General features: G+C 68.4%; 21 protein-coding genes. 4 read left to right on the top strand and 17 right to left on the bottom strand.

The annotated features are described in order from the left end of the window. Nucleotides 1-1215, top strand: a complete 1215-nt coding sequence (locus V3B46_RS07435) for an MFS transporter (protein ID WP_154264784.1) — start codon at nucleotides 1-3, stop codon at nucleotides 1213-1215. An 87-nt stretch (nucleotides 1216-1302) separates the two neighbouring features. Next, nucleotides 1303-2112, top strand: coding sequence for a 2,5-didehydrogluconate reductase DkgB (dkgB, locus tag V3B46_RS07430; RefSeq protein WP_154264785.1), 810 nt, complete (start codon nucleotides 1303-1305; stop codon nucleotides 2110-2112). A gap of 120 nt (nucleotides 2113-2232) precedes the next feature. Here dkgB and V3B46_RS07425 read toward each other — a convergent pair whose 3' ends face one another. Beyond that, entirely contained in the window at nucleotides 2233-2934 is a 702-nt protein-coding gene (locus V3B46_RS07425) for an alpha/beta fold hydrolase (protein ID WP_329891543.1), read from the bottom strand. 139 nt (nucleotides 2935-3073) lie between these two features. On the opposite strand from V3B46_RS07425, the gene V3B46_RS07420 reads away from it, so the two are divergent. Further along, nucleotides 3074-3454, top strand: a complete 381-nt coding sequence (locus V3B46_RS07420; protein WP_329891542.1) for a YbjQ family protein — start codon at nucleotides 3074-3076, stop codon at nucleotides 3452-3454. Nucleotides 3455-3517: 63 nt separating this feature from the next. Here V3B46_RS07420 and V3B46_RS07415 read toward each other — a convergent pair whose 3' ends face one another. Next, nucleotides 3518-6238: a bifunctional acetate--CoA ligase family protein/GNAT family N-acetyltransferase gene (locus V3B46_RS07415; protein WP_329891541.1), complete on the bottom strand. Its 2721-nt coding sequence runs from the start codon at nucleotides 6236-6238 to the stop codon at nucleotides 3518-3520. Nucleotides 6239-6359: 121 nt separating this feature from the next. Next, complete coding sequence (gene mgtE, locus V3B46_RS07410) at nucleotides 6360-7730, bottom strand: magnesium transporter (RefSeq protein ID WP_126928145.1); 1371 nt, start codon at nucleotides 7728-7730, stop codon at nucleotides 6360-6362. 341 nt (nucleotides 7731-8071) lie between these two features. Here mgtE and V3B46_RS07405 point away from each other — a divergent pair, with 341 nt between their 5' ends. Further along, a complete protein-coding gene (locus tag V3B46_RS07405; protein WP_154264790.1) occupies nucleotides 8072-9850 on the top strand; it encodes a monovalent cation:proton antiporter-2 (CPA2) family protein in 1779 nt (592 codons plus the stop codon). Between the two features lie 196 nt (nucleotides 9851-10046). On the opposite strand, the gene V3B46_RS07400 is transcribed toward V3B46_RS07405, so the two are convergent. The 14 genes from V3B46_RS07400 to V3B46_RS07335 form a co-directional block, all read right to left on the bottom strand. Next, the gene (locus V3B46_RS07400) at nucleotides 10047-13385 is read right to left on the bottom strand and encodes an ankyrin repeat domain-containing protein (RefSeq protein WP_329891540.1); all 3339 of its coding nucleotides are present in this window, start codon (nucleotides 13383-13385) and stop codon (nucleotides 10047-10049) included. Continuing rightward, nucleotides 13378-13638: a YcgL domain-containing protein gene (locus V3B46_RS07395; RefSeq protein WP_010482302.1), complete on the bottom strand. Its 261-nt coding sequence runs from the start codon at nucleotides 13636-13638 to the stop codon at nucleotides 13378-13380. The genes V3B46_RS07400 and V3B46_RS07395 overlap by 8 nt, the downstream gene beginning before the upstream one ends. 161 nt (nucleotides 13639-13799) lie before the next feature. Then, nucleotides 13800-14240 carry a hypothetical protein gene (locus V3B46_RS07390; protein WP_010482305.1) on the bottom strand — a complete coding sequence of 147 codons (441 nt, stop codon included), beginning with the start codon at nucleotides 14238-14240 and terminating at the stop codon, nucleotides 13800-13802. Between the two features lie 62 nt (nucleotides 14241-14302). Further along, entirely contained in the window at nucleotides 14303-15541 is a 1239-nt protein-coding gene (locus V3B46_RS07385) for a beta-ketoacyl-ACP synthase (protein WP_154264792.1), read from the bottom strand. Next, a complete protein-coding gene (locus V3B46_RS07380; RefSeq protein ID WP_329891539.1) occupies nucleotides 15541-16272 on the bottom strand; it encodes a 3-ketoacyl-ACP reductase FabG2 in 732 nt (243 codons plus the stop codon). Before V3B46_RS07380 ends, V3B46_RS07385 begins: the two co-directional genes overlap by 1 nt. Continuing rightward, nucleotides 16269-16724, bottom strand: a complete 456-nt coding sequence (locus tag V3B46_RS07375) for a hotdog family protein (protein ID WP_032129169.1) — start codon at nucleotides 16722-16724, stop codon at nucleotides 16269-16271. The genes V3B46_RS07380 and V3B46_RS07375 overlap by 4 nt, the downstream gene beginning before the upstream one ends. Beyond that, entirely contained in the window at nucleotides 16721-17905 is a 1185-nt protein-coding gene (locus V3B46_RS07370; protein ID WP_329891538.1) for a beta-ketoacyl-[acyl-carrier-protein] synthase family protein, read from the bottom strand. The genes V3B46_RS07375 and V3B46_RS07370 overlap by 4 nt, the downstream gene beginning before the upstream one ends. Next, complete coding sequence (locus V3B46_RS07365) at nucleotides 17902-18459, bottom strand: DUF3261 domain-containing protein (protein ID WP_329891537.1); 558 nt, start codon at nucleotides 18457-18459, stop codon at nucleotides 17902-17904. The genes V3B46_RS07370 and V3B46_RS07365 overlap by 4 nt, the downstream gene beginning before the upstream one ends. After that, the gene (locus V3B46_RS07360) at nucleotides 18447-19697 is read right to left on the bottom strand and encodes an NAD(P)/FAD-dependent oxidoreductase (protein WP_154264796.1); all 1251 of its coding nucleotides are present in this window, start codon (nucleotides 19695-19697) and stop codon (nucleotides 18447-18449) included. The genes V3B46_RS07365 and V3B46_RS07360 overlap by 13 nt, the downstream gene beginning before the upstream one ends. Before the next feature lie 53 nt (nucleotides 19698-19750). Then, entirely contained in the window at nucleotides 19751-22126 is a 2376-nt protein-coding gene (locus V3B46_RS07355; RefSeq protein ID WP_329891536.1) for an MMPL family transporter, read from the bottom strand. Beyond that, nucleotides 22098-22727 carry an outer membrane lipoprotein carrier protein LolA gene (locus V3B46_RS07350; RefSeq protein ID WP_329891535.1) on the bottom strand — a complete coding sequence of 210 codons (630 nt, stop codon included), beginning with the start codon at nucleotides 22725-22727 and terminating at the stop codon, nucleotides 22098-22100. The genes V3B46_RS07355 and V3B46_RS07350 overlap by 29 nt, the downstream gene beginning before the upstream one ends. Beyond that, on the bottom strand, nucleotides 22724-23155 hold the full coding sequence (locus V3B46_RS07345) for an acyl-CoA thioesterase (RefSeq protein ID WP_154264799.1): 432 nt from the start codon (nucleotides 23153-23155) through the stop codon (nucleotides 22724-22726). The genes V3B46_RS07350 and V3B46_RS07345 overlap by 4 nt, the downstream gene beginning before the upstream one ends. Beyond that, the gene (locus V3B46_RS07340; RefSeq protein WP_154264800.1) at nucleotides 23142-24692 is read right to left on the bottom strand and encodes an HAL/PAL/TAL family ammonia-lyase; all 1551 of its coding nucleotides are present in this window, start codon (nucleotides 24690-24692) and stop codon (nucleotides 23142-23144) included. The genes V3B46_RS07345 and V3B46_RS07340 overlap by 14 nt, the downstream gene beginning before the upstream one ends. Beyond that, nucleotides 24682-25623: a lysophospholipid acyltransferase family protein gene (locus tag V3B46_RS07335; RefSeq protein ID WP_154264801.1), complete on the bottom strand. Its 942-nt coding sequence runs from the start codon at nucleotides 25621-25623 to the stop codon at nucleotides 24682-24684. Before V3B46_RS07335 ends, V3B46_RS07340 begins: the two co-directional genes overlap by 11 nt.

Below are 25623 nucleotides of genomic sequence, written 5' to 3'. Positions count from 1 at the left end.
ATGACCCGTGGCATTCCCCTCGCCCTGCTGGCGTTGACCCTCGGTGCCTTTGCCATCGGCACCACCGAATTCGTCATCGTCGGCCTGATCCCGACCATCGCCGGCGACCTGCAGGTCAGCCTGCCCTCGGCCGGCCTGCTGGTCTCGCTGTACGCGCTGGGCGTGGCCGTCGGTGCGCCGGTGCTGACCGCCTTGACCGGACGCGTACCGCGCAAGCAACTGCTGGTGGCGCTGATGGTGTTGTTCACGCTCGGCAATGTCGTCGCCTGGATGGCACCCGGGTATACCTCGCTGATCATCGCCCGCATCCTCACCGGCCTGGCGCACGGCGTGTTCTTCTCGATCGGCGCGATCATCGCCACCGCCGTGGTGCCGAAGGAGAAGGCGGCCAGCGCGATCGCCATCATGTTCACTGGCCTGACCGTGGCGCTGGTGACCGGCGTGCCGCTGGGCACCTTCATCGGCCAGCATCTGGGCTGGCGGGCGACCTTCCTGGCGGTGGCCGGCCTCGGCGTGGTCGCCCTGATCGGCGCGCTGCTGTTCGTACCGCGCAACCTGCCGCAGAGTGCGCCGGCCAGCCTCCGCCAGCAGCTGGCCGTGCTCGCCCAGCCACGCCTGCTGCTGGTCTATGCGATGACCGCGCTGGGCTATGGCGGCACCTTCCTGGCCTTCACCTATCTGGCGCCGATCCTGCAGGACGTCACCGGCCTTCCGGCCAACGCCGTGAGCCTGGTGTTGCTGGTGTACGGCGTGTCGGTGGCGATCGGCAACCTGTGGGGCGGGCGCTTGGCCGACCGCTTGGGTCCGGTGCCCGCGCTGAAGCGCATCTTCGGACTGCTGGCACTGGTGCTGTTCGTGCTCACGTTCACTGCCTACAACACCTGGTTGATGCTGCTGACGGTGCTGGCGCTGGGCGCGGTGGCATTCGGCAACGTGCCGGCGCTGCAGGTGTATGTAGTCAAGCAGGCGCAGCGCTACGCGCCGCAGGCGGCCGACGTGGCCTCGGGCCTGAACATCGCCGCGTTCAACGTCGGCATCGCCATGGGCGCCTCGCTGGGCGGCCTGGTGGTGGAGCACATCGGCCTGATGCATACGCCCTGGCTGGGCGCGCTGGTGGTCGTACTGGCCTATGCGCTGACCGTGCTCAGTGGCCGCCTCGACCGCCGCGATGGCGTCGACCACCGCGCCGACGGCATTGCCGCCACCGCGCATTGATCCATGCAATGCACCGTTGCCGGCATGCATACGGTGCCTGTCCTACCCTCTTGCCTCTGCTACTCCCTTCCCCCGTTGGAGCTTCCCATGACTGTCCCCGCTTTCGGTCTCGGCACCTTCCGCCTCAAAGACCAGACCGTGATCGACTCGGTGCGCAATGCGCTGGAGGTCGGTTACCGCGCCATTGATACCGCGCAGATCTACGGCAACGAAGCCGAGGTCGGCCAGGCCATCGCCGAGTCCGGCGTGTCGCGTGATGATCTGTACCTGACCACCAAGGTGTGGATCACCGAGTTCAAGCGCGATGCGCTGCTGGCCAGCCTGCGCACCAGCCTCGAGAAGCTGCGCACCGACCGCGTCGACCTGGCGCTGATCCACTGGCCGTCACCGAATGACAAGGTCGATGTGCCGATGGAGGAATATCTGCCGGCACTGGCCGAAGCCAAGGCGCAGGGGCTGACCCGCGAGATCGGCATCTCCAATTTCACCATCGCGCAGACCCGCAAGGCGATCGAGATCCTCGGTGCCGAAGCCATCGCCACCAACCAGATCGAGATCCACCCGTACCTGCAAAACCGCCTGCTGGTGAAGTTCCTGCAGGACAACGGCATCCACATCACCGCCTACATGAGCCTGGCCTATGGCGAAGTGCTGAAGGACCCGGTGATCCAGGCCATTGCCGGCCGTCACCAGGCTACGCCGGCGCAGGTTGCACTGGCGTGGGCGCTGCAGCAGGGCTTCTCGGTGATCCCGTCGTCGACCAAGCGCGAGAACCTGGCGGCCAACCTGGAAGCGGCGGCCGTGCGCCTGACCGACGAAGACATGGCACAGATCGCCAAGCTGGATCGCGGCCATCGCCTGGCGAATCCGGAAGGGATTGCCCCGGCCTGGGATTGATCCCACAACCGCGGTTACGGATCGGAATCGTAGGTGCCGACCTTGGTCGGCACTGACCTCTGATCGATCATTGAAACACCGTGCGGACCAAGGTCCGCACCCACCAGAAGCGGCTTTGGCCTACTTCTGCAGCAACCACCCACGCATCGCCGCACTCACTTCGTCCGGTTTCTCCATTGGTGCCAGGTGCCCGCAATCAGGCACCACCACCAGCTGCGAGTGCGGCACCAGGGCGTGCATCTCCTCGCTCACCGCCAGCGGCGTGATGCGGTCGTTTGCGCCGCAGACGATCAGCAGCGGATCGCGGTACCCAGCCAGCACATCGTGGCCATCGCGGCGCTCCAGCGCGCTCTGGCGCAGGAACACTTCGGCGCCCAACCGCGCGGTCATGTCGCGCACACGCTGCACCAGCACGTAGTCGTCCAGCCGCGAGGCATCGATGTAGCTGCGCAGCAGCACGTCACCGAAGCCGAGGAATTTTCCCGGAAGGCGCACGCTGGCACGTTGGCTGCGGCGCTGCTCGGCACGTTCCGGCGAATCGGCATGGATCGAGGTATCGATCAGCGCCAGCTGCAGCACGCGCTCCGGCGCGATGCGCAGGATCTGCTGGGCGACGAAGCCGCCCAGCGAGAAACCTGCCAGCGCAAAGCGCTCCGGCGCCTGCGCCAGCACGTCCTCGGCCACGCCCTGCAGGGTTTCACCGCGGGTCTGGTCGCCCACCGTGCAATTGGCGATGTCGGCCAGGTCAGCCAACTGTGAGCGCCACAGCTCGGCGTCGTTGAGCAGGCCGGGCAGCAGCAACAGGGGAATACGGTCGGTCATGGGGCTATTGTCGCGCCATCACGGTGACGGAGCCATGCCGCAACGGGCGATTGCGTTGTAGAGTCGAGCCAAGCTCGACTGCTCCACAGCCAGTCGAGCCAAGCTCCACTCTACAGAAGGCAACGACACGGACGCGACCATGGCAGACCCCTACAACAGCGGCTCCCCTTCCCCGCCCGCGCTGCGCTTCGACGATGCGCTGGTCACCACCGCCTTCGAGCTGCCCGGCCATCGCGTCGTGCGCAACCTGGGCGTGGTCCGCGGCATCACCGTGCGCTCGCGCTCGATCGTCGGCAACTTCCTGGGCGGCATCCAGACGATCTTCGGCGGCAACATCACCATCTACACCGAACTGTGCGAGCAGGCCCGCGAGGAAACCTACCGCGACATGGTCAGGCATGCACGGCAGCTGGGCGCCAACGCCATCATCGGCATGCGCTACGACGCCACCGACGTGATGACCGGGCTGACCGAGGTGCTGTGCTTGGGCCCGGCGGTGTTGGTGGCGCCCCGCCGCTAACCTGTCGTTTGAGTCGAGCTTGCTCGACTGCTTCCCGATGGCGACAGTCGAGCAAGCTCGACTCTACAAGTCCGGTGCCGGCACCTCTACCTGCTGTACCGGCAGGGTCACCATCATCACCGTCGGATCGTCTGGATCCAGCCTGGTCTTGAAGCCCAGGCTCTGGCACATCGCCAGCATGGTGCTGTTCTCGCGCAGCACCTGGCCTTCGACCACGTCCAGGCCCAGCCACTTGGCGTACTCGATCATGATCGCCATCAGCCGCCAGCCGATGCCGTGGCCCTTCAGGTCCGAACGGATCAGGATGCCGTACTCGCCACGGTGGTAATCGGCATCGGCGTGCAGGCGCACCGCGCCCAGCATTTCGCCACTGCGTGGCTCGATCGCCACCAGTGCGATCGAACGCGCATAGTCGAGCTGGGTCAGGCGGGCGATGAACTCGTGGCTGAAGTGCTTCACCGACTGGAAGAAACGCAGGCGCAGGTCTTCGTCGCTGACCCGTGCGAAGAACGCGCGGAACAGCGCGTCGTCCTCCGGCCGCACCGGCCGCACGAAGGCACGGCCGCCGTCGGACAGTTCGATGGTGCGTTCCCATTCCTTCGGATACGGAAACACCGAGAAGCGTGGATGGCCACGTCCCTTGTGCAGGATGCGCGATGGCGCCACCGCTACGCGGGCGTCGAGGGCGAGGATGCCCTTGCCGTCGACCAGCAGCGGGTTGATGTCCAGCGTGCGCACTTCGGGAATGTCGGCGGCCAGCTGTGCCAGCTTGACGAGCGCCAGTGCCAGTGCACGCTCGTCAGCGGCGGGCACATCACCGTAGGCCTTGAGGATGCGCGAGGCTCGGGTCTGGCCGATCAGCTCGTGGGCCAGGCGCAGGTCCAGCGGCGGCAGCGCCAGTGCCTTGTCGTTGATCACTTCGACGGCAGTGCCGCCGCGACCGACCACGATCACCGGACCAAACGTCGCGTCATCGGCAATGCCGACGATCAGTTCGCGCGCCTTCGGGCGGACGATGGTCGGCTGTACCAGCAGACCATCGATGCGTGCATCCGGCCGCAGCTGGCGTGCGCGCGACAGGATCGCGTTGGCCGCGCTCTGCACCGCCGGCAGCGTGGACAGGTTCAGGCGCACGCCATCCACTTCCGACTTGTGCGGGATGTCCGGTGACAGGATCTTCAGTGCCACGGTGGCACCACGTTCCAGCAGCGGCTGCGCCAGGTCCATCGCCTCGTGCGCATCGCGCGCATGCATCACCGGCGCGGAAGGAATGCCGTAGGCCTTGAGCAGTTCGTGGGTGGCCAGCGGGTCCAGCCACTGCTGGCCGTTGGCCAGCGCCGCATCGACCAGCGCGCGTGCGGCCGCCGTGTCGACACTGAAGTCCTGCGGCAGGCTGGGCGGCGTTTCCATCAGCGCGTTCTGCGCTTCGCGGTAACGCACCAGATGCTGGAAGCCGCGCACCGCCTCGGCCTCGGTCGGATAGGTCGGCACCCGCGCCGCGTTGAGCGTGGCGGTGGCCTGGTCATCATTGCCCAGCCACACCGCGAATACCGGCTTGTCGCGGTGATGGCGCGGGCGCAGTCCGAGCGTACGGGTAAGTGCCTGTGCGGCGTCTGCAGATGAAGTGAATGCGGTCGGCACGTTGACCACCATCACCGCGTCATTCTCGTTGTCGGCCAGCAGTGCTTCGATGGCCGCAGCATAGCGGTCGCCATCGGCGTCGACCACGATGTCGACCGGATTGCTGCGCGACCAGCCCTGCGGCAGCACCGCGTCGAGTTTCTCGATGGTGCTGTCGGACAGGTTGGCCAGCGTGCCACGCAACGCGATCAACTGGTCGACCGCAAGGCGACCCACGCCACCACCGTTGCTGAGGATGGCCAGGCGCCGCCCGGGGAACGTCCCCAACCGACCCAGCGATTCGGCGGCAGTGAACAGTTCGTCCAGCGCCCCCACGCGCAGCAGGCCAGCGCGGTTGAAGGCAGCACCGTACACATCGTCGGCGCGGGCCAGGGCCTGCACATGGGTATCGCGGCTGCCCGGCTGCACGCGCTCGGCACGGCCGGACTTCACCACCACCACCGGCTTGGCACGCGCGGCGGCACGCGCGGCCGACATGAACTTGCGCGCATCCTTGATCTGCTCGACATAGAGCAGGATGGCGCGGGTGCGGTAGTCGGTGGCGAAATAGTCGAGCAGGTCGCCGAAGTCGACGTCCATCGTATCGCCCAGCGAGACCACGGCGGAGAAGCCGACCGAGCGCGCCACGCCCCACTCCACCAGCGCGGCGGCAATGGCCGAGGATTCGGAGATCAGCGCGAGGTCACCGGCCTGCGGGAAGTGCGCGGCGATGCTGGCATTGAGCCGCGCATGCGGTGCGATCACGCCCAGGCAGTGCGGGCCAAGGATGCGCAGGCCGAGCTTGCGCGCCACCGTTTCCACCTGTTCCGACAACGAGCCCGGGCCTTCGCCCAGATGCGCGGTGAGGATGATCGCGGCCTGCACGCCGCGTTCGGCGGCGGTGCGCACCACCTGCGGCACGATCGCCGCCGGTGCGGTGATGACGACCAGGTCCGGTACCCAGTCCAGATCCTTCAACCGCTTGATCGTGCGGATGCCATCGATCTCGGCATGCCGCGGGTTGATCCAGGCCACCTTGCCGGGGAAGCCAGTGCCACGCAGGTTGCGCATCACCGCGCGGCCGGCCGAACGCTCACGCGGACTGCCGCCGATCACCGCGACCGACTGCGGGCGAAACACGGACTGCAGGTGGTAGGTACTCATGCGCCTACGGTACCCAAAAAAGGGGACGGAGGGCATCAAGTCGTTTGTGCCACAAACGACTTGATGCCCTCCGTCCCCTTTTTTTGCGGTAGATCCACGCCATGCGTGGATGACGGCCCGGTTACAGCAGCGTGCCGTGCAGGATCATCGCGGCGATGCTGAAATAGATCACCAGGCCGGTCACATCCACCAGGGTGGCCACGAACGGGGCCGAGGCACTTGCGGGATCGAAGCCGAGCCGCTTGAGGATGAAGGGCAGCATGGAGCCGGACAGCGAACCGAATGTGACGATGCCGACCAGCGCGGCGCCGATGGTGATCGCCAGCAGGATCCAGTGCTCGCCGTAGTCGTGCAGGCCGCCCAACTGCCAGATCACGATGCGCACGATGGCCAGGCAGCCGAGAATCGCGCCCAGCACCATGCCGGTGGGCACTTCGCGCAGGGCCACTTTCCACCAGTCGCGCAGGCGCAGTTCACGCAGCGCCAGGCTGCGGATCAGCAGCGAGGTGGCCTGCGAGCCGGAGTTGCCGCCCGAACTCATGATCAGCGGAATGAACAGGGTCAGCACCACGGCGCGCGCCAGTTCATCCTCGTAGTGCTGCATCGCGCTCGCGGTCAGCATCTCACCCAGGAACAGCACGCTCAGCCAGCCGGCGCGCTTGCGCAGCATCTCGAAGAAGCCGATCTGCATGTACGGCTTGTCCAGCGCTTCCATGCCGCCGAACTTGTGCGCGTCTTCGGTGGACTCCTCGATCAGCGCATCGAGCACGTCGTCCACGGTGACGATGCCAAGCATCTGCTGCTGGTCGTCGACCACCGGAATCGCCAGCAGGTCGTGGCGGCGGATCAGCCGCGCCACTTCCTCCTGGTCCATCAGCGCATCCACGGTCACCGGCGGATTGACCTGGGCCACATCCAGGATCGATTCCTCGGGCAGGCCGGTGATCAGCCGACGCATGGTCACTACCTGCTGCAGCTGCTGGCTGGCCGGCTCCAGCACGTAGATCGCGTACACCGTCTCGCGGGTGCGCTCGACCTGGCGGATGTGCTGCAGGGTCTGCGCCACCGTCCAGCTGGCAGGCACCGCCACATACTCGGTGGTCATCAGTGCGCCGGCAGTATTCGGCGGATAGCTGAGCAGCTTCTGGATGGCCTGGCGGGCATCGGTGCCCAGGAGCGGGATCAGCCGCGCGCGTTCCTCTTCGTCCAGCTCGTGGACGATGTCGGTGGCACGGTCGTCGGCCATCAGGCCCAGCAGAGCCGCAGCCCGCGCCGGCGGCAGCGCGGCCACCAGCTCACCGCTGCGATGCAGCTCCGGTGCTTCCAGCATCTTCACCGCACGCGGCAACGGCAGCGCCGCCAGCGTTTCCGCGGCGCGCGTCAGTTCCAGCGTATTGAGGAATTCCACCGCGTCGGCGGTGTTGTAGTTCGCCAGCGGTGCGGCCAGTGCGGCGGCATCGGCCACCGGGCGCAACAATTGCTTCTGGTTCATCGGTTTTGCCTTGTGGGGGTGCGACCTCGCGCAACGCCGACGCAGGCAAACCGTCCCGATGTCAGGCGGTGGCCATCACTGGCGTCGAACGAGGTCGACTTCTACTGTCGCTGGACATGGGTTGGGGACTCCGGGATGCGTGTGCCGGCGGACGCGCCGCCAGCGGCGGGCAGTCTGGACCCGTGGGCCATGCAGGTCAACCCGGCAGCCCTGCGGCGCGACCCGGCCGGTTGTTCTCGTGCATACACAGGCCGGCGCGCATAATGACGCGGTGGCACTCACCACCCCTTCCCCCACCCGAATGGACGCACAGCGGGCTCCGCCGATGACCAGGTATTCCCATGCATAGCGGTGGTCTGGAACTGGCCCTGGTGCTGCTGCTGGCGGCGGTCATCGCCGTGCCGGTGTTCAAGAAGTTCGGCTTCGGCGCGGTGCTGGGCTACCTGGCGGCCGGTGTGGTGCTGGGCCCGGACGGGCTGGGCTTCGTGCAGGATGCCGACCGCATCCTCGGTGCCGCCGAGATCGGTGTGGTAATGCTGCTGTTCGTGATCGGGCTGGAGCTGTCACCGGCACGCCTGAAGGTCATGCGGCGCTCGGTGTTCGGCGCCGGTGCGGCGCAGGTGGCGCTGTCCGGGCTGGTGCTGGGCGGCCTGCTGCTGCTCGACCACTTCCAATGGAAAAGCGCGCTGGTGGTGGGCGTGGCGCTGGCGCTGTCATCCACTGCGGTGGGCCTGCAGCTGCTGTCCGAACACAAGGCGATCAACAGCGACCATGGCCGACTCGGGTTCGCCATCCTGCTGTTCCAGGACCTGATCGCGATTCCGCTGCTGGCGGCCATCCCGCTGCTGGGTGGGGTAAAGAACGAGACCCTGCGCTGGGAAGACGCCGCCGTGGCGCTCGGCGCGCTGGCGGTGGTGATCCTGTGCGGGCGACCGGTGCTGCGCAAGGTGTTCAGCATCATCGCGCGTACCCGCAGCCCGGAAGTATTCACCGCCACCGCACTGCTGGTGGTGCTGGGCACCGCTTGGTTCATGCAGGAGGCCGGCCTCAGCCCCAGCCTGGGCGCGTTCCTGGCCGGCGTGCTGCTGTCCGATTCGGAGTTCCGGCACGAACTGGAAGCGCAGATCGAGCCGTTCAAGGGGCTGCTGCTGGGCCTGTTCTTCATTGCGGTGGGCATGGGCATCGACCTCGACCGCATCGTTGCCGAGCCGTGGCTCATCGCGGCCGGGGTGACGATCCTGCTGGTGGTGAAGTTCAGCCTGCTGTACGTGATCGGTCGCATCGCAAAGCTCAGTTCGCGACAGTCGCTGCTGCTGGGCAGCGTGCTGTGGCTGGGCGGCGAGTTCGCCTTCGTGGTGTTCAACGAAGCGCAGCGCGCGCACCTGCTGGGCAACGCCAACCATGACCGTCTGGTGGCGATCGTCGGCCTGTCGATGGCGATCACGCCGCTGCTGATGATCGCGCTGCTCAAGCTGCTCGGCCAGGAGAAGGCGACGCCGCGCGAGGCAGCCGAGGCCGACAAGGTGGCGCCAGACAACCGGCCGAAGGTGCTGATTGCCGGCATGGGCCGCTTCGGCCAGGTCATCGCGCGCCTGCTGACCGCGCAGAAGGTGCCGTTCGTGGCACTGGAAGCGAACCCCGATACCGTGGCCGACCTGCGCCGCTTCGGCAACCAGCTGTACTACGGCGACCCGACCCGGCCGGAGATGCTGCGCGCAGCCGGCGGCGAGCACATCGATGTGTTCGTGATCACCGTGGACGACCCGGAGACCAACCTGCGCGCGGTGCGCATGGTGCGCCGGCTGTACCCGGACGCAAAGGTGCTGGCGCGTGCACGCAACCGCCAGCACGCGTGGCGCCTGATGGACATGTCGGCCGAGCCGTTCCGCGAAGTGTTCGGCACCAGCCTGGAAATGAGCGGGCGCGTGCTGACTGCATTGGGTGTTGAACCTGAAGTGGCCGAACGCCACGTGCAGCGCTTCCGTGAGCACGACGAGCAGCTGCTGCGCGACCAGTACCTGGTCTACGACGACGAGGCGGCGGTGATCCAGACCTCGCGCGATGCACGCAACGACCTGATGCACCTGTTCGAAGCCGACGCGGAAAGCGACGGCAAGTAGGCGTGCCGACCAACGGTCGGCACCCACCACAGATTGCGGTAGTGCCGGCCGCTGGCCGGCAGCCTCGGGATCCCGGAGGTCTCATGAGGTTGCCGGCCAGCGGCCGGGGCGCGCGGCGCGGCGGCCCCCCCCCCCCCCCCCCCGGCGCGGGGGGGGGGGGCCCCCCCCCCCCCCCGCCACTACCCATTTCCAGGGATCAGCCGTTGTCGCGCAGGAACCGCGCCATCGACGAAACGCCCGGCACGCGCGGCTCGAACTCGCCGGCCACGTCGATGAAGCCACGCATCACCGCGATCTCGCGCGGGCTGCGGTTGAGGCTGTCGCGTACTTCCGGATCGGCACCGGCGCGCAGCAGGCGCTGCACCAGCAGCGGCAGACCATGCAGCGCGGCCAGGTGCAGCGGGCCGAAACCGCGCGGATCACGCACGTCCAGGCTCACGTCCTCGTCCAGCAGGCGCTCTACCGCCGCCATCACCACCTGCTCGTCGCAGGCGGTACCCGGCTCGGCACGCGCACCCAGCAGCAGCAGCAGCGGCGTGACCGAACCGGCCGCGGCCTGGTCCGGTTCGGCACCGGCCAGCAGCAGGGTGTCGAGCAGGGCCAGCAGGCGCGAGCGGTCGCGGGCACTGAAGCCATACAGTGCGGCGCAATGCAGCGGGCCCAGCTGCTGCGCGTCACCGGCATGCACGTCGGCACCGGCAGTGAGCAGGCGCGCAACGATGTCCGGCAGGCCCAGCGCCGAGGCCAGCATCAGCACGGTCACGCCGCCCGGCAGGCGGTGTTCCAGCTTGGCGCCGGCGTCGAGCAGGGCCGAGACGATATCCACCTGGCGCATGCTGACCGCAGCCGACAGCGGCGTCGCGCCACTGGCAGCGGCGTGCTGCGGATCGGCACCGCGTGCCAGCAGCAGGTCGGTTACTGCCAGATGGCCACCACCGGCCGCACGCAGCAGCGCGGTGCAGCCCTGTGCGTCGACCGCGTCGACGGCAAATCCCAGATCGATCAGGCGGCGCACCGCATCGACGTCACCGGCCATCGCGGCGGCCGGCAGATCGGCCTCGCGCAGGGTGCGGCGCGGCAACGGCCACACCCGCCAGTCCAGCCAGTCGGCCAGATCACGGCGACCGATCGACAGTGCCACGCCCAATGGCGTCTGGCCGTCGGCCGCACGTGCTTCCGGCGAGGCACCGTGCTGCACCAGCAGCTTCAGCGCGCCTTCGCGGGCCAATGCGGTGGCCAGGTGCAATGCGGTCATGCCATGGCTGTCGCGCGCTTCGCGATCGACACCGGCCTTGAGCAGGGCCTGCTGCAGGCGCAGCCAGCCCAGGCGCACCGCCAGCGACAACGGCGGATCACCGGCCGGCGATGCGGCAAACGGATCGGCGCCACGTTCCAGCAGTTCCAGCGCCAGCTGTTCCAGACCACGGGCGGCCTGGTCGTGCTGCGCGCACGCGGCGAGGAAGCGCGCCAGGCCACCGCGACCGGCCGGCGACAAGCCACGCTGCAGCATCACCTGCAATGCAGGCACCGCGTCGATGCCTCGCGACAACAGCGCGAACATCGGCGTGTCGGAACAGGCGTCACGCACGTAGGGATCGGCGCCGTGGCCCAGCAGCCAGTCGACCGCACGCGGCTCCAGCGCCAGTTCCGGATCGAGCAGCAGGCCACCCAGCTCTTCCGGCTGGCACAGCTTGGCCAGCGCGGCCATGCCATCGGTGTTGCCAAAGCCCAGCGCTTCGCGCAGCAGGGTCAGTGGCGGCCGGTCCGGCAGCAGGCCACTGGCGCTGGCGGCGTCGCCGCGCTCGGCCAGGCCATCACTGACGGCGGCCGGCAACGGATAGGACGGGTCCAGCAGGGCCACTATCGCCCAGCGGCCGGCTTCGGCGGCGTAGTCCACCGCGCGGCGACCGACCGGGTCAGTGGCATCGGCGGCGATGCCCAGTTCGACCAGGCGCTTGATCAGCAACGGCGAGACATCCTCGGCCATCGCCGCCAGCTGCACCGCATTGCGGCCTTCGCCGTCCACTGCGACCAGGTCCGGCTTGTGCGGCAGCAGGTGTTCGATCACGGCGGCGCGACCGGCACGGGCCGCTTCCAGCCACGGCGTACGGCCCAGCGCATCGCGCGCTTCCAGATTGGCACCGGCACCCAGCAGCACGCCGACGATCTCCACGTGGCCGGCCAGCGCCGCCTCATGCAGCGCGCTGCGGCGCTGGCGATCGCGGGCGTCGGCGCGGGCCTTGTGCTTGAGCAGCAGCTGCACCCCGGCCGGATCGTCGTCTTCGGTGGCAGCGGCGGCGAGCAGCACCGGCGTGCCCTCGGCCGGTTCGCTGCGCGCACCGCGTTCGAGCAGGAAGCGGGCCAGGCGCCAGTTACCGACCTGGCAGGCTACCGCCAGCGGCGACCAGCCGTCGCTGTTCAGTGCATCCACTTCGGCAGCGGCATCGCGCAACAGCGCCGCCACGCCCGGGTCGGAACTGCGCGCGGCATGATGCAGCGGGGTATTGCCATCGCTGTCGGTGGCACGTGAATCGGCACCGTTGGCGAGCAGAGTCATCACCGCTTCGGGACGGCCGTGCCAGCTGTCGCGGGTGGCGGCCAGCAGCGGGGTCATGCCCCGGTGCGGCGCATTCACATCGACGCCGCGGGCGATCAGTTCGCGCAGCAGGCGCAGGTCCGGCAGCACTGCAGCCAGCACCGCCAGGCTGCGCTGGTCGCGCCAGTTCGGGTCCGGCAGCGCATACGGATCGGCACCGGCCTGCAGCAGCTGCAGGCTCCGGTCGATGCGGCCATGGCGGGCGGCTTCATACAGGGCCGGGGTCAGCTCCTGCGGCGCCATCGCCTCCAGCGGCGCGGTTTCGGCCGCAGCGGCGAACATCGGTTCGTGCTCGTTGCCGGCGCTGGCCAACGGGCTCGCGCGCAGCGACACCAAGGGTGCCGGCGCGACCCGCTGCAGCAGCAGGTGCAGCACGGGAGACAGCAGCACCACCGCCAGCGCGGCGGGCCAGCGCGCGCCTTCCGGCAACAGGCCCGGCCAGGCCGGCAGCACCACCAACGCGGCCAGCGCGATCACCAGCGCGGCAACACCGAGACCGCGCCAGGCGGTCAGGTCGCGTCCGGCCAGCGCGTGCCAATGCTGGGCGAGATTGCCATCCAGGCGTTCGACATCGTTCCACAGCGGCCAGGTGCGCCAGGCCGCCAGCAGGCCGGCACTGACCAGCACGCTCAGGCCCAGCACCGCGGCCAGGCTGCCGCTGTCACGCAGCGCCGCCAGCGGCCAGGCCAGCAGCAGCGCCAGCAACAGCGGCGCTGCCGTCCACAACGCCAGCAGCGCCGGCAGGTCCTGGCGCGCGACAACCTTCAGCGGCAGCAGCGCGCGGCTGCGACGCCACCACGACACACCCAGCGCGAACGCGGGCTGCGCCAGTGCAGCAAGGATGGCGCCTGGAACGCCACCCGCTGCAGCGCCCAGCGCCAGTGCGGCGCCCACGGCGAAGGCGATCGACAGGGCGCGCGGACGGGACGTGTCAGTCATAGTGGCGCGGCATCAGGCTGGCCACCGATGGCGGCACCTGCAGGTAGAACCCGCGCTCGCTCATTTCGCTGCGGACCTTTTCCGGATCGGCCTGGGCCAGGCGGCGCTGGGCATCCAGGGCCACGTCCAGGACGAAGGCGAGCGTCCCCAGCGAGGTGAGCAGCGGCGCAGGCAGCGCGCTGAAATCATCGCGTCGGGGAACGTAGACGTAGGTGTCCGGCTTGAGTTGGCTTTTATAGACGTAGGCGTGCATGTCCGCGGGACGATAACCCGGGAAGAGCCATGATTGTGTCGGAAAGCCGACACCGGGGAAAGCCGTCAGCCGACGATGGCGGCGTGATCGGCGGCGTTTCCCCTGCGGGGTTCAGCAATGTGGCGGCGGCGTTCAGCCACACGCCGCCGCCACACGGGCGCTTACTTGACCTTGGCGTAGGTGCCCTTCAGCGCGACACCGGCGAGGATCGCACCGGCATAGCATTCGTAGTTGGTGCTGCTCTTGAACTCGTTCTTCTTGTAGTAGCTGACGATGTCGACCACGGCGTTGGCGCCGCGCGACTTGGCACCGTCCTGCAGCGCGCGCAGCGCCGACAGCGCGACCCAGCGGCAGGCCTCGGCATCGCTCTTGTTGGCGGCGTTGGTCTTCTTGTTGGTCACGTCTTCGCCCAGGCGCTGCTGCACGCTGACCGGCTGGCCGGCCAGGTAGAAGCGGACGCTGCCGTCGATGCCGGCGTCCTTGGCAGCCTGCGAACTGACCAGTTCCTGCAGGGACTGCTCCACGCGGGTATCGCGGGCAGAAGCGGTGGAGGCCAGGGCCAGCAGTGCGGTGGCCGTGGCGATCATCAGGGTGCGGCGCATCGGAACATCTCCTTGTCGAGGGTGCGGGTAGGTTGCGGGAACAGCAGCGGTGGGGCGGTGGATCACTCGCGCCAGCGGCGGAACACCAGCGAGGTGTTGATGCCACCGAAGGCGAAGTTGTTGCTCATCACGTACTCGGCCTGCAGCTCACGGCCCTGCCCGGTGATGAAGTCGAGCTGGCCGCAGCGTGGATCGACCTCGGCCAGGTTCAGGGTGGGCGCGAACCAGCCGGCGCGCATCATCTCGATGCTCATCCAGGCCTCGAACGCACCACAGGCGCCCAGCATGTGGCCGACGTAGCTCTTCAGCGAGCTGATCGGCATGCGGCTGCCGAACACCTGCGCGGTGGCCTGGGTCTCGGCGATGTCACCGTGGTCGGTGGCGGTGCCGTGGGCGTTGACGTAGTCGATCTGCGCCGCGTCCAGCCCGGCATCCTCCAGCGCCAGGCGCATGGCCTGGGCCATGGTGTCGGTACTGGGCTGGGTGACGTGCTGGCCATCGCTGTTGGTGCCGTAGCCCACCACCTCGGCAAGGATGGTGGCGCCGCGCGCCTGCGCGTGCTCCAGGTCTTCCAGGATCAGCGTGCAGGCACCCTCGCCCAGCACCAGGCCATCGCGGCCGGCATCGAACGGGCGCGGCGTGGTCTGCGGCGCATCATTGCGCACGCTGGTGGCAAACAGGGTATCGAACACCGCAGCAGCGGTGGCATCGAGCTGCTCGGCACCGCCGGCCACCATCACCGTCTGCTTGCCGCTGCGGATGGCCTCATAGGCCGCGCCCACGCCCTGGCTGCCCGAGGTGCAGGCGCTGGAGGTGGTGTAGACGCGCCCGGACAAACCAAAGAACACACCGATGTTGACCGGCGCGGTGTGGCTCATCATCTTCAGGTAGGTGGTGGCACTGATGCCGTCGGTGGTGAACTCGTTGAGCATGCGGCCGAATTCACCAGTGGCCTCGTGGCTGCCCGAGGACGAACCGTAGGCCACGCCGGTACGGCCACTGCGCAGCACCGGGTGCTCGTGCAGGCCAGCCTCGCGCAGTGCCACCTCGGTGGCGCGCACCGACATGATCGCGACCTTGCCCATCGAGCGGGTGGTCTTGCGGTTGTAGTTCGGCGGCAGCTCGAAGTCCTGCGCCGGCGCGGCCAGCTTGGTGTTCAGGCCGGCATAGACATCCCATTCGGGCATCGTGCGCACGGCATTGCGGCAGCTGCGCAGGTGCGCTTCGATGGTGGGCCAGTCATGCCCGAGCGGACTGATGGCAGCGGCACCGGTGACCACCACGCGACGATCGGCAGCCATCAGAGCATGCCTCCGTTCACCGAGATCACCTGGCGGGTGATGTAGCCGGCCGGTTCGGACAGCAGGAACGCCACCGCGGCCGCCACTTCGTCGGGACGACCGACGCGGCCGGCGGGAATCAGCTTCAGCGCGTGTTCGATCACTTCATCGTTGAGCATTTCGGTCTCGATCAGGCCCGGGGCCACGCAGTTGACGGTGATCTGGCGGCTGGCCAGTTCCAGCGCCAGCGCCTTGGTGGCACCGATGATGCCGGCCTTGGCGGCACTGTAGTTGACCTGGCCGCGGTTGCCGGCCAGCCCCGACACCGACGACAAGGTGACGATGCGGCCCGGCTTGCGCCGCCGCACCATCGGCATGATCAGCGGATGCAGCACGTTGTAGAAGCCATCCAGGTTGGTGTGGATGACCTGGTCCCAATCCTCCGCCGACAGCGCCGGGAAGGCGCCATCACGGGCGATGCCGGCATTGCAGACCACGCCGTAGTACGCGCCGTGCGCTTCAACATCAGCCTCCAGCGCGGCGCGTGCGGCCTCGCGGTCGGCTACGTCGAACGCCAGCACGCGGGCCTGCTGGCCCAAGCCCTGGATCTCGGCCACCACGGCTTGTGCTTCTTCCAGGCGGCTGCGGCAATGCACCACCACGTCGAAGCCATCGCGCGCGATGCGCAGCGCGATGGCCCGGCCGATGCCCCGGCTGGCGCCGGTCACCAGCACGCTTCGATTCCCTGTCATGCCTGTCCACTCTCCAGATAGGCCATCGCGTCGGCCGGTTCGAACACCGACACATTGGCTGTCGCCCATTCGTCCTCACCTGCCAGGATGCGGCAGGCGAACATCCCCAATCCATTGTCACCCAACAGCTCGCAGCGCGCCTGTACGCGCAGCCGCGAACCGCTGGGAAAGCTGCTGCGCGCGCTGCTGTAGCGGCGGCTGCCGAGCAGGAAGCCCAGCTGCGGCGGCTTGCCGGCCGCTCGCGCGCGGCAGCCGGCCCAGGCCGCGATGGCCTGCGCCATGTATTCGATGCCGACCCACGCCGGCACTTCGCCGTTCTCCACGAACAGGCCGGATTCGGGCACCACCAGTTCGGCCTCGAGGGTGTCCTGGTCCCACTGCGTGATGCGCTCCAGCAGGCACATGTCCTGGCGGTGCGGCACCACGTCCTCGATCGCGTACAGCGTGTTCATCGACGCTCCAGTGCCAGCACAGCATTGCTGCCGCCGAAGGCGAACGAATTGCTCAGCACCCGCCGCGGCGCCTGCGCCAGGCGGGAGCCCGGCGCGACCAGCGGCAGCACCGGCAGTGCGGGGTCGGCCACGCCGTCCCACCAGTGCGGTGGCAATTGCTGCTGCGGGTTCTCGGCCAGCAGGATCCAGCACAGCGCCGCCTCGATCGCGCCCGAGGCACCCAGCGTATGGCCGGTCAGCGGCTTGGTCGAACTGGCCGGCACGCCATTGCCCAGCACCTGCGAGACCGCCAGGCTTTCCATCGCGTCGTTGTGCCCGGTGGCGGTGCCATGCAGGTTCACGTAATCCACTTGGTCGGCGCCCCAGCCGGCGCGCAGCAGCGCCTGCTGCAGGGCGTCAATGGCCCCCATCCCCTGTGGATCGGGGGCGGACATGTGATGCGCATCGGCCGATTCGCCCCACCCGGCCAGGCACACCGGACCCGGCTCGCGGGTAAGCAGGAACAGCGCGGCGCCCTCGCCGATGTTGATGCCGGAGCGGTGCTGTGAGAACGGATTGCAGCGCAGGGCCGACACCGATTCCAACGCGCTGAAGCCGGCCACGGTGAAGCGGCACAGCGAATCGGCACCACCGGCAATCACCGCATCGACGATGCCGGCGCGCAGCATCCGGGCGGCCGACATCAGCGCCTTGGCGCTGGACGAGCAGGCGGTGGACAGGGTCCATGCCGGCCCCTGCGCACCACTGCGCTGGCGCACGAACTGCGCGGCGGTGCCCATTTCCTGCTGGGCGTAATCGAAGCCCGGCGGCCACTGGCCCTGTTCGGCGTGGGTGCGCAGGGCCTGCTCGGATTCACCGATGCCCGAGGTGCTGGTGCCCAGCACCACCGCCACGCGCTCGGCACCATGGCGGGCAATGGCCGCGGCCACCGCCGGTGCGATCTGCGCCAGTGCCACGTCCAGCAGGGCGTTGTTGCGCCCGCGCAGGGCCACCGGCAGGTCCTCCAGCGCCGGCAGCGGCGTGCGCACCTCTCCCAGCGCCAGGGTGCGCCCCGGCAGCAGGCTGTCGTTGTCGCTGAGCCCACCCGGCACATCGGCGAACATCGCCGACGCGACTGCGGCGCGGCCATCGCCGAGCGCACAGACCACGCCCAGGTCGTTCAGGTAGATCGGTGCGCTCATCGGTCCTGCCCGGCCATGTCGATCGATTCGATGCGCAGGGCGTAGCCTTCGGCGCGGTTGTCCAACTGTACGCTGCCATCGTCCAGGCGCTGCAGCTGCAGCCACACCGTGCCGTCGCGCGACAGGCTGCGCTGGCGGCCGTCATCGCTGACCTGCCAACCTGCCGGCAGCGCGGCGGCAATGGCCGCGGTCGGCCACAGCGCGAACTGCAGGTCATCCAGCACGCGCTCGGCACGCACCTGCGGCGGCAGCCACGGTGCGCGCTGCTGGGTCAGCTGCTGGCCGTCCCACTGCAGGCGCACGCCGGTCTGGCCCATCGCCTGCACCGCCAGCTGCACCTGCTGCGCATCGGCTTCCAGCAAGGCGTCGAGATCGCGCTCATGGCTGCCGAAACGGAAATGCAGCTGCTGCTGCAATGCAAGCGGCGCCGGCAGGCTGGCCGGTGACAGGCGCAGCGGCGGCAGCTCCACCAATCGCTTGGGCATACGGCCGGCACAGGCGGCCAGCAGCAGGCACAGCAGCACGGCCGCAGTACGGGCGATCAGGCGCTGCACAGCTGCTCCAGCACGCGCATGCGGCGGCCGCTTTCGTCGGCCACATACGGGTTGTTGGTGTCCCAGGCGTAGCCGGCCAGGATGGAACTGATCATGTCGCGCACTTCGGGCTGCTGCTGCGGGTGGTAAATAATCTTCTGGAAGCCGCCCTCGTACCAGCTTTCAACGAAGCGGCGGAAGGTCTTCACGCCGGCGCGCAGCGGGATCGAGAAGTCGGCTTCCCAGTCGACGGTTTCGCCGGCATAGCGGCGCGCCAGGCATTCACTGGCCAGCTGCGCGGACTTGAAGGCGATGGTGACGCCGGAGGAGAACACCGGGTCGAGGAATTCGCCGGCATTGCCCAGCAGGGCGTAGCCCGGGCCCCACAGCGAGCTGACATTGGCCGAGTAACCGGTGATGCGGCGCACCGGCAGCACCGCCCATTCGGCATTGGCCAGCAGCGAGGTCAGGTTCGGATCCTCGCCGACGATGGCCTGCAGCTTCTGCAGATCATCGCCTTCGTAGCGTTCGAAGAACGACGGCTCGGCGACCACGCCCAGCGAGCAGCAGCCGTTGGAGAACGGGATGGTCCAGTACCAGACGTCGATGTGCTCGGGATGGGTGGTGATCAGGATCTTGTTGCGATCGAAGTCCGCTTCGGCCGGAATGTTGTCGCGCACGTGGCAGAAGATCGCGCCGCGCACCGGGAAGTTGGACGGCGATTCCAGCTGCAGCAGGCGCGGCAGCAGGCGTGCGAAGCCGGAGGCATCGAGGATGAAATCGGCCTCGATGCGGTACTCGCTGCCGTCCGGACGACGCACGGTCACCGCCGGCTGCTCGCCCGGCTCGACCGCAAGCACTTCATCGCCGAAGCGCAGCGTGGTGCCCATGCGTTCGGCGCCGCGCGCCAGCACGTTGTCGAAGTCGGCGCGCTGCACCTGGTAGGTGGTGCCCCAACCTGGCGAGAACTTCTTCCTGAAGTCAAACGCGGTGCGCGCCTCGCCATGCACGAACGCGGCGCCGTTCTTGTGCTGGAAGCCCGCTTCGACCACGTCCTGCAGCAGGCCGGCAGCCTCGATGTACTCCATGCTCTGCGGCAGCAGGCTTTCACCGATCGAGAAGCGCGGGAACTGCTGGCGCTCCAGCATCAGCACCTGGCGGCCCTGCTGGCGCAGCATCGCCGCAGCCACCGAGCCGGCCGGGCCCGCACCGATGATCAGGATTTCAGTACGTTCGACAGCATCCACAGCAGTATTCATCGGTGCGTCCTTGTTGCTCGATCAGGTGGAAAGAAGGAAGTCGGAAGACAGGTTCAAGCTGGCGGCAGGTCATGTGGCGGCGGCCGGAACAGCGGCGAGATCAACCAGACCAGGCCGATGCCGAACAGCAGGGTCAGGCCGAACGCGCGCAGCGCCGGGGTCTGCGACAGGCCCAGCAGGCCGAACGACAGCCAGGTGCTGGCCGCGCCCACGCACACTGCCAGCCAGGCGCTGGCATCGCCACGGTGCTCGATCAGGAAGATGCCGTAGTCGATGCCCATGCCCAGCAGCAGCATCAAAGCCAGCACGTTGAACAGCTGCAGCGGCTGGCCGAACAGGCCCAGCAGGCCCAGGGTCAAGGCACCGGCGATCAGGGTCGGCGCAAACACACGCCAGGCCTGGCGGCGGTAGCGCAGCCACAGCGCGCCGAACACCAGCGCGATGCCGACCAGCAGCAGCCCGCCCATCAGCTTGCGGTAGTGGCCCAGCAGCGTGGAGAAGTCGGCGGTGCGGTCCACCCAGCGCACGCCCGGCAGGCCTTCGGCCGCACCTTGCAGGGTGGCCAGCGCATCGGCGCGCGACAGGTCATCAACCATCACCACGCTGATCATCTGCCCACCGACCTCACCCACCCACAGGTGACGGAACGGCTGCGAGGCCGGCGAGGCCAGGAAGGCTTCGGCGCTGAGTGGTGCGGCCGCGAACTGCGGGCGCTGCAGCGGTTCGCCCACGGCCTCGGACACGGCCGACAGCACACCCGGTTCCACCTTCGCGGTCAGCGCGGCATCGGCCTGCTGGCGCGACGGCGACGGCAGCCAATCGCTGATCGCACGATAGCCACCAATGCGCTTGTCGTTGGCCAATGCACGCAGGCGTTCGGTCAGCGCTTCTTCGCGCTGCAGCAGCTGCGCGGCATCGGCACCCTGCACCAGGTAGAACTGCGCCGGGCTGGGCATGCCCAGCAACTGGCTCAGGCGGATCTGCTGCGCCATCAATGCCGGCGGCGACGACTGCAGGCTACGCAGGTCGTCGTTGCTCTGCAGGCGCGCGATGCCGATGGCAGACAGTGCCAGCGTGATCACCACGAACATCGTCACCGCGCGGCGGCCATGCAGGCGCGGGAAACGCTCCAGCGTGTTGCCCAGCCACTGCGAGAAGCGGGTCTGGCGGATCTCGCCACCATCCAGCCACGGGAACCAGAAGATCACCGTCAAGAAGGCGGCAGCCAGGCCGACCACCGAGAACAGCGCCATCTGGCGCAGGCCGGGGAACGGGGCCAGGCCCAATGCCAGGTAGGCCAGCGCACTGGTCAGCAGGGCCAGCCACAGTCCGGGCAGCAGGTGCCGCAGCAGCTTCCAGCGACGATCGGCCGGCTCGGCCTGGCGCGAGGCAAACCAGTGGATGCCGTAATCCTCGGCCACGCCCACCAGCGATGCACCGAACACCAGGGTCAGCACGTGCACCTTGCCGAACACCAGCACGGTCACCGCCAGCGCCACGCCACAGCCGATCAGCAGCGAGGCGGCCACCAGCAGGATCGGCCGCAGCGAACGGAATGCCAGCCATACCAGCAGCAGCACTGCCGCCAGCGACCCCCAACCGATGGTGTTGATCTCCTGGTTGGCCTGCACCGCGGCCGCTTCGGCGTGCAGCGGCACGCCGGCATGCAGGATTTCCAGCTCGGGCACCGCCGCCCTGGCGGCCTGCCCGGCGCGTTCCAGCAGGCCATCGAGATGGCGCTCGCCATCCAGCTGGAACGCCGAACCCGGCGTATCGAACTGCAGCACGGCCCAGTGCCTGCCCTCGGCTTCAAGCAGGCCGTCATCGCCCAACCGCAGCCCCGACCCCTGCGCCTGCTGCTGCCACCACTGCGGCCACAGCGACAACGGGTCCTGTCGCCAGTCGGTCAGGCGCGGCGCGCCCATCGGGCCGTACAGGGCAGCCAACGCTTGTTCGGCCAGCGCGCCCGGCTCGCTGCCCTGCAGCTGCTCGCGCTGGGCCGGGGTCAACAGGCGATCGCGATACGGCGCGTAGAACGCACGCGCTTCATCGAACCAGCCTTCGATCGAGCCGCTGGGCACCAGCAAGGCGCGATCTGCGTCCTTGGCCATGGCCACAGCAAAGGCCGTCTGCGCACGCTTGGCGGCGGCGCTGTCCTTGCTGCCGAGCAGCACCACCACCTGCCGCGAACTGCCATCGGCGATGCGCCGGGTGACATCACTCAACAGGCGGTCGTGTGCATCCTGCGGCAGCAGGGCGAGGATGTCGGTGTCGATCCGCGACTCCTGGCTCCACAGGCGCCACTGCTGCGCGCCCATTACCAGCAGCACCAGCAGCCAGGCGATGCCCAGCCAGTGCCACCAGCGCCGCAACCGGTCCGGTGCGTTCGATGCCGCGGCCTCACTCAAAGCGGCGGGCCTCGTCGGCATTGAGCGTGGCCGGCGTCTCGCTCAACGCGCTGAACTGGATCTGCGTGCGGTCCTTGTTGGCCTCCACGATCTCGACCTGGCGCACGTAGCGGTCACCCTGCAGAATCAGCGATTCGAAAGCCTTGGCCAGCATCGCCGACTTCGGCGTCAGGCGCAGCCGCCAGCCCTGTCCTTCACGGCTGGCCGCCACGTTGAACTGGCTGGACAGCGCCTGCACGTCGCCACTCATCAGCGCGAACATGATCGCGTTCACCGAACGCATCGCCGGCTGCTGCCGTGCATCGAGTTCGACGCGGGTGCTGCCATCGCGCTGGCGGCTGAGGATGCGGTCGGCGGTGACCACCACCTCGGAGGGGAACGGCTTGAGCGTGGACCAGATCACGCCGTGCTGGCGCGCGACCACGAACCGGCCCTGAGAACGCAGCGGGTTCTTGAAGCCGCTGACCTGCTTTTCCTGGCTGAACTGGCCACGCAGCACATCCGGCCGCGCCACCGCCTGGGTGATCGCATCGATGGCGGGGTCGGCCGCCTGCACCAGCGGTGCGGCCACCAGCAGCAGCGCGCACAGCAGCGCACGGGCGAAACAGTTCGCTCGGTTCATGGCGCAGGCACTCCCAGGCGTTCCCACAGTACCGGCGGGCACTGGTACAGCATTTCCTTGCTGGCGGCGTCCACCGCAACCTGGATGGTCATCGCACGGGTCAGCACCTGGCCGCTCTGCGCATCGAGAATCTCGTACTCGATCTTCAGCCGGTTCTCCCATTCCACGATGCGCGCGACCACGCGCAGTGCCTGGTTGAACAGCAACGGACGCACATACTTCACCCGCGCATCGACCACCGGCCACAGGTAGCCCGATTCGAGCATCTGCGGGTAGTCGTAGTCGTAGCGCCCTAGCAGCGCGCAGCGCGCGATCTCGAAGTACTTGAAGTAGTTGCCATGCCAGACCACGTTCATCGGATCGCAGTCATGGAAGGCCGGGGTCAGCGAAATCTCGCCGGCCAGTTCGATTGCTTCATTCACCGGCATACAGCTCCCAACGTTGCGCGCGGATCTCCACCAGCAGCTCCCGCAACTCGCTATCCAGCGCGCGGTCTTCTTCAACCAGGGCAATGCGCAGCCCCAGGTCGGCGTACATGTCGGCCAGACTGCCATGCAGCTGCGCGTTCATGCCAACCCGTTCGCGCAGGGCCAGGCCCTGGCGGGCAGCGATCAGCATCGCGGCCACCACCTGTTCAGTCAGTTCGATCACGCGCAGGCAGTCGCGCGCAGCAATGGTGCCCATGCTGACCTTGTCCTGGTTGTGGCATTCGGTGGAACGCGAGAACACGCTGGCCGGCATGGTCTGCTTCAGCGCTTCGGCGGTCCATGCCGAAACGCTGATCTGCAGCGCCTTCAGGCCATGGTTGATGGCCGCGCGCGGGCCGGTGGCCGCCGACAGGTTGGCCGGCAGGCCGTGGTTGTAGCGGGCATCGACCACCAGTGCCAGCTGCCGGTCGAGCAGGTCGGCAACGTTGGCCACGGTGTTCTTCAAGGTGTCCATCGCCAACGCGATGTGGCCGCCGTAGAAATGGCCGCCGTGCAGGATGCGCTCGCCATCGGCGTCGATCAGCGGATTGTCGTTGGCGCTGTTCAGCTCGGTTTCGATCAGCTGGCGCAGGAACGGCAGGCTGTCTTCCAGCACGCCGATCACGTGCGGTGCGCAGCGCAGCGAATAGCGGTCCTGCAGGCGCTGTTCATTGCGCGGCGGGCGTTCACTGTGCAGGTCGCTGCGCAGGCGCGCGGCGATGCGGCCCTGGCCCGGGTGCGGTTTGGCGGCGAACAGGGTCTCGTCGAAGTGGTGCGCGTTGCCGTCGCTGGCCAGCACGTTGAACGCAGTCAGCCGCGTGGCCATGCGCGCCAGGTAATCAGCGCGCTGCCAGGCCAGGCAAGCCAGGCCGGTCATAACCGCGGTACCGTTCATGATCGCCAGGCCTTCCTTCGGCCGCAGCTTCAGCGGGGTCATGCCGATCTTCGCCAGCACCTCGGCCGCCGGCTGCACGCGACCGTCGTGCAGCACCTCGCGCTCGCCGCACAGCACCGCCGCCACGTACGACAGCGGCGTCAGGTCGCCACTGGCACCGACCGAACCTTCGGCCGGAATCATCGGCAGCACGTCGTGCTGCAGCAGCGTGGCCAAGCCTTCCAGCAGCGGCACACTGACGCCGGACATGCCACGCACCAGCGACGCCAGGCGCGCCGCCAGCACCGCGCGGGTCTCGACCGGGTCCAGGTAACGGCCCAGGCCACAGCCGTGGTACGTGTACAGGTGGTGCGGCAGCTCAGCCACCAGCGCCGGCGGGATGTTCACCGTGCACGAGTCGCCATAGCCGGTGGTCACGCCGTAGATCACGCCGTCCTCGCGCAGCAGGCGGTCGAGGAAGTCGGCACCGCGCTGGATGTGCGCGCGGAACGCCGGCGCCTCGCTCAGTGCGGCCTCGCACTGGCGCTGGGCCAGGGCAACCACGTCTTCAATGGTCAACGGTGCATCGCCAAAGCGGCACACGGGTACGGCGTCAGTCGTCATGCGGAGCCTGATCCCAGAAGGGGAAGAAGTTGAACCAGTCCAACGGGGACTGGATGACCTGGAGTTCCAGCCAGCGCGCGAAGCGCTGTGCCTGTTCGGCCAGTGCGGTATCGCGCGAGCCACGCGGCAGCACGATGCGTTCGGCGAACTGTTCAAACGCCACGCGATAACCCTCGCCCTGGTGCAGGCAGGCCATCGTGTAGACCGGGCAGCCCAGCGCGGCGGCGAGCACGTAGGCACCGATCGGGAACGGCGCGCGGTGGCCAAGGAAATCGGCGGTGACGCTGCGGCCGCCCTGCACCGGCGTGCGGTCGCCGACGATGGCGACGAAGCCACCGGCCGCCACGCGCTCGGCCAGCATCACCGCCGTGGCCGGGCCCATTTCGGTTACCTGCACCAGCTCCACCGCCGCCAGCGGGTCCAGCCGCTGCAGCAGGCGGTTGAAGCGCTGCGCGTGCGCGGTGTGTACCAGCACGGTGATGCGGAACCCCGGTACCTGTTCGGCCAGCACCTGGCACAGTTCCAGGCAGCCGATGTGCGCGGTGAGGATCAGCCCGCCTTCGCGGCGCGCGATCTTCTCCAGCACCAGGTCGCGATGCAGGTGGATGCGTTCGGCCGGATAGCGCCCGCCCAGGCCGAGGATCTTGTCCATCATCGTGTCGGCGAAGGCGAAGAAGTGGCGCAGGCTGTCGCGCCGGGTCGGCGCACGGCCAAGCACGCCGCTGTGCGCCTGCAGCCGCTGCAGGTACTGCATCGAGGCCTGGCGACCAACACGGTTGCCCAGCCAATGGCAGGCCACCACCGGCCACACGCACAGGCGGAACGGCCAGCGCCCGAACCAGCGGTGCACCCAGCACAGGAACAGCACGCCGGCCACCGAGGTGGATTCGCCGATGTCGGCCCAGTGCGGGGCACCCTGCGCGGCCGCCAT

It is taken from the genome of Stenotrophomonas sp. SMYL11, from assembly GCF_036320005.1.
GTDB lineage: Bacteria > Pseudomonadota > Gammaproteobacteria > Xanthomonadales > Xanthomonadaceae > Stenotrophomonas > Stenotrophomonas maltophilia_A.
This window is presented reverse-complemented; position numbering and strand designations above follow the sequence as displayed.